Here is a 12,199-nt window from a genome sequence, read left to right as displayed (position 1 = left end):
TACGATTTGCTTGAGTGCCGCGTCGACATCCGTCAAAGGAAGAATACGGCATCAGCTGACGCTTGAAGCGAGTCTAGGGATGCTCGCCGAATTGCTCTGCATTCCAAAAACGCTGCATTGCTTCGAATGCTTTTTGCTCAATTTCCTGCATTTGTTTCAGGGCATGAAAATCGGGAGCTGGGCGGAAGCTTGAGGAAAGTTGTTCAACATCTCGTCGAGCGGCATGCCAAGCCTGCAGTAAAGGCTGCCACTGTCGATCCCAGTGAGCGAAGGGTCTGGAGTCTGGAGACGACACTTTACGTAGCATTTTATGCATTACGATTCGGGCGGTGCGCGTCGGGTCATCCCATTTAACCGGAACGCTCCAACCGGAGTCGCTGACGCTACTAGCACTCCGAAGGTCTTATATCTTTAAAATTGTGTACATTGTGATTTAGGGCATGCCAGTCTGAAGGGTCTGTGGGAGCGAATCCCGAGGGTCAGCCTATGACGACATGCCCGATTCTATCAATCCCGAACAGTTGTCAGGGTCTGAGCCCGTATCGGTAAGAATGGGAGATGAATCATGGATAAGCAGTTGAAGAAGGTATTCATTGGTATTGATGTGAGCAAGAAAACGTTGGACGTAGCTTGCGATGGGGGGGTGTTTTCAGCGCAGTTTTCAAACGACGAGGCGGGATACCCAAAGCTCATTGACGCAATCGGTCAGCTGTCACCTAGCCTGGTGGTACTTGAGGCGACAGGCGGATTCGAAACGGCAGCGGTGGGAGCCATGGTCAGCGCGCAGTTGCCGGTGGTGGTGGTTAATCCCCGTCAAGCGCGTGATTTCGCCAAAGCGATCGGCTTGTTGGCCAAAACGGATCAGGTTGATGCGTTGATGTTGGCACGTTTCGCGCAAGCGGTCAGTCCACAGCTGCGGCCCTTCAAAAGCGAAGAAACGCGCGAGCTTGAAGCCGTTCTGACGCGGCGGCGGCAACTGGTGGACATGGTCACTGCCGAGCAAAATAGAAAGTTGATGGCACCAGCGCGTATTGCGAAAGAAATCGATCAGCACGTACAGTGGCTCAGGCAGCGGATCAAGGGAGCAGATACGGATTTGGATACTGCGATCAAATCGAGCCCTGTCTGGCAGGCCAAGGCCGATCTGCTGGCTTGCGTGCCTGGCATTGGTCCGGTCACGATGGTCACCCTGCTGGCCGAGCTTCCTGAATTGGGCACCCTTGACCGAAGGGCGATTTGCGCTTTAGTAGGTGTGTGCCCGTTCAATCGAGATAGCGGAAAGTTCAGAGGGAAACGACGGATATGGGGCGGGAGGGCCAGCGTCCGCGCCACGCTTTACATGGCGACACTGGTGGCGACAAGACACAACCCCGTCATCAAGCAGTTTTATCAAAAACTGCTTGAGGGCGGAAAATTGAAGAAAGTCGCTCTCGTCGCCTGCATGCGCAAGCTTCTGGTGACTCTGAACGCTATTTTGAAAAACAACACAACTTGGTCAGCAATTTACCTCACCTGATAAGACAGTTGCTGATCCCTGCATTGCAACGGGGGCGCCCACAACAGTTCCTAATCCGAAGAGCTTGTGATCAATTCGGTCACCTTCCTCGAGTGGGCAGTTCGATCCATCCATCAGACTCTCCTATAATTTATTGGTTTTTGTTAGCATTGCAAAACCATATCGTACCACCCCATAGATACCGGCTGAAGTCCTGCCGGCGTATGTGAAGCACTGACAAACCTTATCGCCGAGTAGTTGAAGTTTGTATGGTCTCGACAGTAAATTTACAAGGACGGCTCGGAAATGGGCATTTTGATTCCTGCCAAGCGGCTTTATTATTTGCCGAAAGAAGTGCGCCTAGCGCACGAGTATTGCTTCTTCGTCCATGACGAGTTTGTCAGGATGCTTGCTGAATACGAGGCAGCTGAAGCGCACATCGTTTCGTTTGAGTTTGAGAACAAAGCCCAAAGTAAGAGGTTCACAACTCTCGCTAAGAATCGCGATGCTGTGACCGCGTTGAGAGAGTTGGGGCTACATCATCAAGCCCGTAGAGTCGTGCTCAACACTATAACCATGGCTATGGTCGCGGACTGCGGTCACCACATCTATGAATCTCTTCGCTGTTTCGAGAAGCGAAAGATTGTTCCTGCCTTCAATCTTCTGCGCAAGCCGTTGATTGATAACTTGATGTATCTCTCATGGATGGTCGCTGACGAGGATGGGTTTTACAACGCGTTTTCTTCAGGTGATCCAACAAAGATTACGCAGAAGATTATGGGGAATCGCCGCAAGGAGATACTTGCTAAAGCGATCAGCGAAACAGAACTTGTAGACGTCGTAACCGCTGATGAGATCCACTCAATTGTTTTCGAGCCTAGCAATAGCTATGGACTCTACGGTTTTTTCCAGCATGCCGTGCATCTGGTTACCACCGACCGAATTGAAATTAGAACTTCGCCTGAAAATTTTAATTTTATATTCAAAGATCCCGCAGACGATGACGTTTATTCGTTGTTATACACCTCGTTACCCACGATGTTGTTGTACATGGCCCATCTGATTTTGGCCTTGTATGAACGAATAAAGCCCATGGATCAGGGTGGAAAAAAAGCTTTCGTATTTCGATCTATACATGGCCACGGGCTATTGAAATCGGAAAGTTACTTTGATGCTCTCGCCAAAGGCATGAGCAATGCTCTTGGTACTCGCATAAAATGTCCAACCTGTCATACGCCTTTAAAGTCTACTCGACATAATGCCGCGCGGTTACTGCTGAGTGAATCATTTCGATGCACTCGCTGCCGGCGAGTTCAGCCTTTCCCCTTTTCTTGGATAATTTAATTGCGCCAACTTGTCCGGTTTCGCGATGGGTTCTTCAGCGTGAAGATGGATATAGCGTTGCAGGATTTGCACCGACTTGTGTGTGTTGATAGCAGCTACACGCTCTACATGGGGAGAAGTGAGGCTAACCTATGGTCTTCACCAGTACAGTGGATGGGAGAGGACTTTCTAGGCCTGCAGCGCCTGTTGACCACGCCGTTCAACGCCAACCTTATCTAATTTCGCTGAGCTACCGTGCTTGAGTGCCATTCAGCTTTCTGCTGACCTGGACGGTAAATCCTTGGTGAGGATGCCGGCATTATCGCCAGATGATGCGCTATGCCCTAGGCAAGACATTGTTTTATGGAAATGTTTTTGTTAGAGTTGAGCCAACATCAAATTGGAGATCTACATGAAAGCGTTGCTTGGAATCCTGGCCGTAGCGAGCGTCAGTTTAACTGCCGGGTTCGCAATCGGGAAAAACAAAGGCGTACACGAGGGCTATGTGTCTGCCAGTGCTGAATACGATAATTGGTCGACTGGCATGATGTACCGCGACCCCAACACCCGACTTGATGCGATCCTTCTCGCGCCAAATGGTGCACGAGTTCAGGTGCCGAAATGCGATGATGACGAAGAGCTCAACGCGATAGCCTGGTCTAGGCCAACTTCAGGAACTTCGATTGACGCTAAATTGATGCGGGACGGCGGTTCGCTCACGCTAAGCATGTCAGGCGAAGGCAGCGAGAACGCTAGAGCAGCAGTAGTGCTAGGCTGCAGAAAAAAGATACTGTCGCAGAATGTGCTAGACCTTACTAAATCCTGGGAGCTGCCGGCCACGCTCCGGTAAGATCGCATAGATCCAACCCGACAACAGCAGGCAGGTCTTTTCGCAAAGCTGCACTGCGCCGAAGTCATTTGGGTCGCCTGTCATTTACTCGGAGGACACAGAACCTCGCGCACCGCGCCCTGCGCTCTCGCCTCTATTTCAACCAACATCAATAAAACTGCGAGGCATTTGTGCAGCTTTTTCCGCGACGAACGGCCGATCTACGCCGATATAGATTGATCAATTGGCAGACCGTCGTAGTCGAGTTTGTTGAACTCCAGCTCCAGGCGGTAGTGGAACAAGCCAAGCAGGACGGCCATTATGAGATGCTCTACGTCCGTCAAGATAAGTCGCACCGGTCGATTCAGCTGTTCTTTGGGCAGCATCCAGCTGGCCCCATTCCTGGTAGCGCAGAAGTTGCGCACGAGCACGGCGCAGCGCTCGTGCTCTCACAGGGGGCGACTGGCGCCGTGGCCATATTCCTTTATCCGTATCAATCAGAACTTAGTCGACGAAAGGAAAAACTCATCGTTTGGGGTGTCTTCGATGATCCGCTCGATATCACCAAGGATGTGCTAAAACGCGCCATTGCTGACTTCACTTGTTATGCGCGTGTTTCAAGCGTCCTTGATGGCGGCACGTCAGCTGAGAAACGGCGCATAGATCGCTTGATTAAACGCGACCATTTCCAGTCGGAGGCAAAGGTAGATGCGGCCAAGCGAGTTGCGGAAGCTTCGCGGGAGAAGAAAGAAGAGCTGCCAAGCTGGGGCTCACGTCTTCCAAACTGGCCTCCGTATGTCTACGCAGGCGTCATCGGCCTCGTTATTACCATCGTCGGCGGCTTGCATTCGTTCTCCGATCAGCTCCATGAATGGTTCGACGACATACTGCCGTCCTTTAGAAAGGCGACCGATGCAGCGATGCCCGTCATCAGTGGTTCGTATACTTTCTGCCCGCAGGATGATCCGGAGGAGAACCCCAGAATCGTTGACCTGCTCTACGACATCGGGCAACAAGCAGGTAAGGTTGCGTTCTTAGACGTCCATGTCAGTGTTGCTTGTGTTATGGGTACCACCTTCACCTTGTCCACGCCTATCGCAAGAGAGGTAGAAGAAAACTCTTTGACATACAGTTTCAACCCAGGAAGCGCAAGCAGTTCCCTTGTCGACGGCGAACGGGATAATGCGAAGCTATTACATTTTCTACCCGAAAACGGGGCACTCGTTCGTGTACTTGATGACAGTAGCGGGCGAAATGCCTTGACCATTCTTGGCATCAATCTAGAGGGGAGCGACGACAGGCTTTATGGGCCGTATCAGATCAAGGCAAAATGGGAAGATGCAAGCGTAAGCCTGGAACTGAGTGCACCTATACTCGACACCGCGATGCAGGCCCGTGCCTCGGCCATTGACCGGCAACGCCATCTCGTGCATGAGAATGAACCGCCTCCAAAAAATCCTCCCCAGGCCATTTCGCTAACCGCAGACCAACTGCGCCTATTACATGAGCATCCTACATCGCCAGCCAAGCCAGTCGTGCCCATGGCGCTTCCGCCAATTCCATTGCCACCGCTCGGTGGAAAATGGGATGGCAAGTCGCCCCTTCCTCCTTTGCCGATACCACAACCGGACTCCCCTTTAATGAGAGCGACAGACACCCGATGAACGTCCCATGGTAGAAAAAATGTGTCAATCGCTTTAATCATAATTAATCAAATTGATTTTTCCGTCTAGTTGATCGTAACTATGCCATTAGTGCGATCACCATCAGGCGCGTGAGATTTTGCGTATTTTCCACATTGGCAACATGCTATCCTTAGCCGCATTAATCAAGTTAGGTCAGGAAAGCTCGTTCAGTGAGGATTTTCTGGTCCGTTTCAAGCTGTTGTCGGACGATCAAACTTGGCACGCAATACGGCAGACACTGGCCTATGTTCAGAGTGCTCAACGCGCCTCTATCAATAAATGATGTAGGCGCTGCGCGCCATAAGGCAAGAGGGAGCAGCAATGCAATGGATCGACGAAAAGGCCCTTGAGACCTGGGCCAAACGCGCTTTTGATCGGGAAGGTCATATATCCTCACATGTTAGTTGTCATGTGGAAATGGTACATCAACACCTTCTCGTGGAGGACTGTAAAACTTACCACTCCGTTGGCTAGTTTGTTGCAATTGGAGAGAATGGTGGGGTGTAACTTACGGTAATATTTTCCAGCAGTTAAAACAACGAAATGTTTCTGTCCAGCTCATCTCACCGGAGGTATGTATGACAAATGCTTATGTGGAATATCGCCCAAAATCCAATGATCAGACGCATGGTGTGACTCATCATGTCGTCATCGTAAACGAAGCTGAGGTCCATAAAACTAATACCCAATTGGAAGCAGAGAAATGGGCTTGCCAGAAGGGATACACTGTGCATGTGGCACGCGAGCGCCACCGGCAAGACCGCCCAAATCCAGCGCATTGGCGCAAGGCTGATTGCTAATTAAAGGACGTGCCACCCCTCGATTGGGTATGGATTCAAAAACTGAGCTGATCGAGGGGATACAGTCATCCGGCACACTAAGCCATTCCATACCAAGTGCTGAGAGCGATACAAGCTAATCTGGCGACGGTTTAACCGGTGGGCCCTCAGCCGACAGGATCTCGCCAAGGTCTGTAAACGAAGAAAACCCAGTGCGTTCAGATTTGGCTGATCAAGCCACTCGGATAGAATGGCTGGCATCTGGAGGCGCTAAGGGAATGCGATGCTGATTTTAATGGACTTGAAGGCCGATTTTAACCAGCTGACTACGAACGGCCTCCTTGGCTTAGGGTACATACCAAACCCGTCGCATGACGCGGTTACGCGATATAACTTGCTCCACACGCACACTGAGCGGATGGTTTTGCCGGTCCCTTACAAGATCGCGATCTCCACTCAACTTGCCGCGAACCCCCTGTTCACGGCGCTCTCAGGTGTCATCAATGAAATTACTGCCCGGCTGAAAGCCGGCACAACGGTTGCGCCTTACCTTTCGACCTTAGCGAAATTAGGCGGCCAGCGCGACAACCTGCTGACATATTGGGGGATTCATCACCTTCACCTAAGCAGCATCTGTACGCTTGACGCCAAAGGGAAAGTGAAACGCGCCGATTACCTTTTGTTCGTCCGCTTCTATCAGGGCGTTGCGCACCTCATCCAGATTGAGTCGCATAAGAAGGATGATAGTTTCGAGGACGTTAAATTACTCGAAATCGCTGACTCAAACTGGCCCTATCTTCACGATGTTTTTCGCGAAGTGACTGTCGATAATCACGATGCCGCCACTATCAAAACGTTGCGAAAGAAAAACATTAACCATTACCTGAAGGTAAATGGACGTGTCCTCTCGCCGACCTTTGGAGTTATGGCTAACGGGTTCTCAGCGGAGGCGCTTTGGCATTTTGACTCACAATCCATCCAGCTGGATCGACTGGAGTCGGAGATACGTCGGAATTACCTTCACTACTTTAGTAACCGAAGCTGGATAGCCCACGTCGCATTGTTAGGTTTTGATGCTGAAGGATTCGATCTCTGTGAGAAGTTCAGCGGCCAGAACAACAAGGCGCTAAGGGGGTAAAACTGGCATCTAGCGCCAAATATCCCGCAATTTTTCAGCTTCTCACTGTGCCAAAAGTCCCGCGAACGAGTGCCAAATCCGGCGCCGCGCTACATTGTGCAGCGAGCCGGTAATGAACCGGTGTAAGGCCGTATGTCAATCACAGCCAAATCCTTTAATCATGCGGGTTTAGGCGAGCTGTGCGATTTTTTTGAGGGGTGCGGAGTTTCTATAGAAGCCATGCTGCATGACAGTACTAGCCGGCGCCCCTCCATCATTCAGCTTGGCGTCAGGGATAATGCTGCCGGGAATTTCCCCATTTGACCCGGAGTACATCAATATGTCGCAAGAAGTTGAAGCTGTGCTGGAGCGCCTGCACGCAAAAAAGGAAATCGACGGAGCTTCGACGCAGACCGCATTAGCGAAGGCAATCACGAGGATAACGAATGGCCTGCGCTGGATCGGCGGTGGCGGGTTCTTGCTGCTGTGCGCCTTGGCGTTGATGGTTCGGCTGTCGCACTCCAGCAACGAGCTATGGCTGACGGTCGCCTTGGCGCTTGCGGTGATTCAGTCGACGGCAGCGCTCGCGTGGATGATTCTCGACACGATCCCGAGCGCTATTTTCCTGCTGCTTTTCAAGTCCCATATGTTCCGTCAGGGGCTGCTGGAAATGGCGCACGATTTCGCTCACGCGGAAGACCTTCACCAGTTCGGGCTGGCGACGCTGAAGCAGGCCGAGCAGTGGCTGTCCATCCGTATCGACCGCATGAAAAGCCGCCTTATATTCGGCGTAGGTGGCTCGGACAAGGTAGCTGTGATCGCCATGCTCGCGGGCGCATGGACGGTTTGGAACAACTTTCCCAAGGCGGGCATGGAGTGGATGCAGCAGACCTATCTGATCGGGAGCGCGGCGATAGGAGGCTTGGCAATCGGAGCAATGTTCGCCAACGCCCTCATAAAGCAGTGGACCTATCAGAAGGAACTGCTCGCTATCGCCATTTTTCAGCTGGAGGACGAGTAGCAAGACGCTTACCTAACGAAGGATGATAGGACCACATGAAAGTCAAAAGCCACCCGAAGGTGGCTTTTAGACTCTATACCAAAGTGGCATCACCGGCTTTAGGTCCCTTCAATAAGCAGGGGCGGGAGAGGGGGCACGATGGGCTACAGCTTTATTATACAGGCATCCATTTCAGCTTAGTAGGCTGTGCCGCCTCAAGCTATCGAAACGCATCTCTGGATGAAAATCTCAAAGGATGCGTCTCAAAATCTCAGGTTATGGCTCCTGCTACAACTTCTTTAAACGTCAATGTTCCCCGCGCGCAGCGCATTGTTCTCAATAAACGCACGGCGTGGTTCCACATCATCACCCATCAGCGTGGTGAAGATCTGGTCCGCAGCAATCGCATCCTCAATCTGCACCTTCAGCAAGCGGCGCACGGTTGGGTCCATGGTGGTTTCCCACAGCTGTTCCGGGTTCATCTCGCCCAGCCCTTTGTAGCGCTGTTTCGATACCACGCGTTCCGATTCATCACGCAGCCACTGCATTGCCTGGTGGAAGTCGACCACGGCCGATTCCTTGGTGCGCTCGCCTTCGCCGCGGCGCACGTAGGCGCCTTCGCCCAGCAGGCCGGTGAAGGTGGCGGCGGCTTCGGCCAGCACGCGGTAGTCGGCGCTGCGCACGAAGTCGGCGTCGATCGAGCTGACTTTGACGTTACCGTGGTGCATGCGCTCGATCCACAGCAGGTGCTGTTCGTTCAGTTCGTCCGAACGCACCGAGACTTTGACGGCGATGTCGTTGATGTTTTCTTCCAGCGCGCGCGCCGAGGCTTCGGCAGCCTCTTGCGTGCCCAGGTCCAGCGTCACGCCGGTCATGATGGCGGTCAGCGCGGCGCGGTCGATCATGCGCGTCAGGCGCGTCATGATGACGTTGGCCAGGTTGAACTGGCGTACCAGTTCGCCCAGCGCTTCGCCCTGGATCGGCTCGGCGCCTTCGCGCGGCGTCAGCACGGCGGTGTTCAGCGCCACGTTCATCATATAGGTCGCTTCTTCCGCGTCGTCCTTCAGGTAACGTTCGTCGCGGCCGGCCTTGACCTTGTACAGAGGCGGCTGGGCGATGTAGATGTGGCCGCGTTCGACCAGTTCCGGCATCTGGCGGTAGAACAGCGTCAGCAGCAGGGTACGGATGTGGGCGCCGTCGACGTCCGCATCGGTCATGATGATGATGCGGTGGTAGCGCAGTTTTTCGACGTTGAATTCGTCCGGGCCGATCGAGGTGCCGAGCGTGGCGATCAGCGTGGTGATCTGTTCCGACGACAGCATTTTTTCAAAGCGCGCCTTTTCCACGTTCAACACTTTACCGCGCAGCGGCAGGATGGCCTGGAACTTGCGGTCGCGGCCTTGCTTGGCCGAGCCGCCTGCGGAGTCACCCTCGACGATGTACAGTTCGCACAGCGCCGGGTCGCGTTCCTGGCAGTCGGCCAGTTTCGACGACAGGCCGAGGCCGTCCATGACGCCTTTGCGGCGGGTAAGGTCGCGTGCCTTGCGGGCCGCTTCGCGCGCGCGCGCCGCTTCGACGATCTTGCCGCAGATGATTTTGGCGTCGTTCGGTTTTTCCTGCAGGTAGTCCGACAGCGTCTTGGCGACGATCTCTTCGACCGGGCCGCGCACTTCGGACGACACCAGCTTGTCCTTGGTCTGCGACGAGAATTTCGGCTCAGGCACTTTGACCGACAGCACGCAGGTCAGGCCTTCGCGCATGTCGTCGCCGGAGATTTCCACTTTCGCCTTCTTGGCGAAGTCGTGCTCGTCGATGTATTTGTTGATGACGCGGGTCATCGCCGCGCGCAGGCCGGTCAGGTGGGTGCCGCCGTCGCGCTGCGGGATGTTGTTGGTGAAGCACAGCACCTGTTCGTTGTAGGCGTCGTTCCACTGCATCGAGACGTCGACCGAGATGTTGGTGTTCTGGTCCGACATGCGGTCGCCGGTGGCCTGGAACACGGTCGGGTGCAGCACGGTCTTGGCTTTGTTGATGTATTCGACGAAGCCACGGGTGCCGCCTTCGAACGCGAACAGTTCTTCCTTGCCGGTGCGCTGGTCGGTCAGCTTGATGTTGACGCCGTTATTCAGGAACGACAGTTCGCGAATCCGCTTGGCCAGGATTTCGTAGTGGAATTCGACGTGGGTGAAGATTTCTTCGTCGGCCCAGAAGTGGACGTCGGTGCCGCGCTTGTCGGTTTCGCCGATGACCTTGATCGGCGAGACCAGCACACCGTCGCGGGTTTCCAGCTGGCGGTCTTGCGCCACGCCGCGCACGAATTCCATTTCGTGCACTTTGCCGTCGCGGCGGATGGTCACGCGCAGCAGTTTGGACAGGGCGTTGACGCACGATACGCCGACGCCGTGCAGGCCGCCGGAGACTTTGTACGAGTTCTGGTCGAACTTGCCGCCGGCGTGCAGTTCGGTCAGCACGATTTCAGCGGCCGAGCGCTTCGGCTCGTGCTTGTCGTCCATCTTCAGGCCGACGGGAATGCCGCGGCCGTTGTCGGTGATCGAGATCGAGTTGTCGGAGTGGATGGTGACGTGGATCTCGGTGCAATAGCCGGCCAGCGATTCATCGATCGAGTTGTCCAGCACCTCGAACACCAGGTGGTGCAGACCGGTGCCGTCCGAGGTGTCGCCGATGTACATGCCGGGACGTTTGCGGACTGCTTCCAGACCTTCCAGGATCTGGATCGAGGAGGCGCCGTATTCATCATTCTTTACCGCGGGGACTGCATTCTCTTCGGACATGTGCTGCTTTCTCTGTTATCGATTACTAAGGTGCTCAGACGGTCTAACTTAAATGCGCATCGGCATGACGACGTACTTGAAGTCGGTATTTTCCGGGATCGAGATCAGGGCCGACGAGTTCGAATCGCCCAGCGCCACGTTGATCTGGTCGCATTTCAGGTTGTTCAGCACGTCCAGCAGGTAGGTGACGTTGAAGCCGATGTCGACGCTGTCGCCGCCGTAGTCGATTTCCAGTTCTTCCACGGCCTCTTCCTGGTCGGCATTGGTCGAGCTGATCTTCATGACGCCCGGCGCGATGATGCAGCGCACGCCCTTGAATTTGTCGCTGGTCATGATGGCGGCGCGTTGCAGCGAACGCAGCAATTCATCGCGGCCGATCGTGAATTCGTTTTTGTAGCCCTTCGGAATCACGCGCGTGTAGTCGGGGAACTTGCCTTCCACCAGTTTCGAGATCAGCTCGATGTCGGCGAAGGTCAGCTTGACCTGGTTGGCGGCGATGTCCAACTGCACCGGCTCGTCGTTTTCTTCCAGCAGGCGCTGCAGTTCGATGATGGTCTTGCGCGGGATGATGACTTCCTGGCGCGCGAACGATTGCTCGGTTTCCACCTGGCAGAACGCCAGGCGGTGGCCGTCGGTGGCCACGGCGATCACGTTGTTGCCGTCCAGAACCAGCAGCAGGCCGTTCAGGTAGTAGCGGATGTCCTGCTGGGCCATCGAGAAGTGCACCATGTTGAACAGGTGCTTCAGGGTTTTCTGCGGCAGGGTGACGGTGGCGCTGTAGCTGTCGGCCTGCTGCACGGTCGGGAATTCTTCCGCCGCCAGGGTTTGCAGCGCGAAGCGCGATTTGCCCGAGGCCACGGCCAAGCGCTTGTTTTGCAGCGTGATGGTGACGTCGCCCGATTCCGGCAGCGCGCGCAGGATGTCGAGCAGCTTGCGCGCGGCCACGGTGGTGCCGGTGACGTCGGCGCCGGAGCCGATTTCAGCGATGGTGGTGATCTGGACTTCGGTGTCGGTCGACAGGAAGGATACGCTCTCGCCCTCTTTGCGGATGAGGATATTGGCCAGAATCGGCATAGTGTGCCGACGCTCGACAATACCACTCACGATCTGCAGTGGCCGGAGTAGCGTATCACGGGTGGTTTTGACCAATTGCATAGCTTATCCTCAGTAAAAATTTAA

General features: G+C 54.3%; 9 protein-coding genes. 6 read left to right on the top strand and 3 right to left on the bottom strand.

Annotated elements, in window-relative coordinates; translation table 11 throughout:
* Positions 1 to 73: 73 nt before the first annotated feature.
* Positions 74 to 316 (bottom strand): hypothetical protein, encoded by a 243-nt coding sequence (locus tag GTP69_RS21135; protein ID WP_161056703.1) that lies wholly within the window; start codon positions 314 to 316, stop codon positions 74 to 76.
* A gap of 249 nt (positions 317 to 565) precedes the next feature.
* Here GTP69_RS21135 and GTP69_RS21130 point away from each other — a divergent pair, with 249 nt between their 5' ends.
* The 6 genes from GTP69_RS21130 to GTP69_RS21105 all read left to right on the top strand — a co-directional run bounded on the left by GTP69_RS21130 (position 566) and on the right by GTP69_RS21105 (position 8,249).
* Positions 566 to 1,516, top strand: coding sequence for an IS110 family RNA-guided transposase (locus GTP69_RS21130; protein ID WP_161056702.1), 951 nt, complete (start codon positions 566 to 568; stop codon positions 1,514 to 1,516).
* 285 nt (positions 1,517 to 1,801) lie between these two features.
* A complete protein-coding gene (locus GTP69_RS21125; RefSeq protein WP_161056701.1) occupies positions 1,802 to 2,839 on the top strand; it encodes a hypothetical protein in 1,038 nt (345 codons plus the stop codon).
* A 391-nt stretch (positions 2,840 to 3,230) separates the two neighbouring features.
* The gene (locus GTP69_RS21120) at positions 3,231 to 3,668 is read left to right on the top strand and encodes a hypothetical protein (RefSeq protein ID WP_161056700.1); all 438 of its coding nucleotides are present in this window, start codon (positions 3,231 to 3,233) and stop codon (positions 3,666 to 3,668) included.
* Between the two features lie 215 nt (positions 3,669 to 3,883).
* Positions 3,884 to 5,311: a hypothetical protein gene (locus tag GTP69_RS21115; RefSeq protein WP_161056699.1), complete on the top strand. Its 1,428-nt coding sequence runs from the start codon at positions 3,884 to 3,886 to the stop codon at positions 5,309 to 5,311.
* A gap of 1,083 nt (positions 5,312 to 6,394) precedes the next feature.
* The gene (locus GTP69_RS21110) at positions 6,395 to 7,249 is read left to right on the top strand and encodes a hypothetical protein (RefSeq protein ID WP_161056698.1); all 855 of its coding nucleotides are present in this window, start codon (positions 6,395 to 6,397) and stop codon (positions 7,247 to 7,249) included.
* Positions 7,250 to 7,526: 277 nt separating this feature from the next.
* On the top strand, positions 7,527 to 8,249 hold the full coding sequence (locus GTP69_RS21105) for a YuaM family protein (RefSeq protein WP_161056697.1): 723 nt from the start codon (positions 7,527 to 7,529) through the stop codon (positions 8,247 to 8,249).
* Between the two features lie 278 nt (positions 8,250 to 8,527).
* Here the strand turns inward: GTP69_RS21105 and gyrB are convergent, their stop codons facing one another.
* Both gyrB and dnaN read right to left on the bottom strand, forming a co-directional pair.
* Positions 8,528 to 11,020, bottom strand: coding sequence for a DNA topoisomerase (ATP-hydrolyzing) subunit B (gene gyrB, locus GTP69_RS21100; RefSeq protein WP_161056696.1), 2,493 nt, complete (start codon positions 11,018 to 11,020; stop codon positions 8,528 to 8,530).
* Positions 11,021 to 11,068: 48 nt separating this feature from the next.
* Positions 11,069 to 12,175 (bottom strand): DNA polymerase III subunit beta, encoded by a 1,107-nt coding sequence (gene dnaN, locus GTP69_RS21095; RefSeq protein WP_161056695.1) that lies wholly within the window; start codon positions 12,173 to 12,175, stop codon positions 11,069 to 11,071.
* Positions 12,176 to 12,199 lie beyond the last annotated feature (24 nt).

The sequence above is a fragment of the Duganella levis genome, assembly GCF_009857605.1.
Classification (GTDB): domain Bacteria; phylum Pseudomonadota; class Gammaproteobacteria; order Burkholderiales; family Burkholderiaceae_D; genus Rugamonas; species Rugamonas levis.
Note: the sequence above shows the minus strand (reverse complement) of the source record. Positions and strands in the feature narration are given on the sequence as shown.

Coding starts and splice junctions, on each gene's coding strand:
- GTP69_RS21135 (WP_161056703.1), bottom strand. CDS start 316: ATGCATAAAATGCTACGTAAAGTGTCGTCTCCAGACTCCAGACCCTTC.
- GTP69_RS21130 (WP_161056702.1), top strand. CDS start 566: ATGGATAAGCAGTTGAAGAAGGTATTCATTGGTATTGATGTGAGCAAG.
- GTP69_RS21125 (WP_161056701.1), top strand. CDS start 1,802: ATGGGCATTTTGATTCCTGCCAAGCGGCTTTATTATTTGCCGAAAGAA.
- GTP69_RS21120 (WP_161056700.1), top strand. CDS start 3,231: ATGAAAGCGTTGCTTGGAATCCTGGCCGTAGCGAGCGTCAGTTTAACT.
- GTP69_RS21110 (WP_161056698.1), top strand. CDS start 6,395: ATGCTGATTTTAATGGACTTGAAGGCCGATTTTAACCAGCTGACTACG.
- GTP69_RS21105 (WP_161056697.1), top strand. CDS start 7,527: ATGCTGCCGGGAATTTCCCCATTTGACCCGGAGTACATCAATATGTCG.
- gyrB (WP_161056696.1), bottom strand. CDS start 11,020: ATGTCCGAAGAGAATGCAGTCCCCGCGGTAAAGAATGATGAATACGGC.
- dnaN (WP_161056695.1), bottom strand. CDS start 12,175: ATGCAATTGGTCAAAACCACCCGTGATACGCTACTCCGGCCACTGCAG.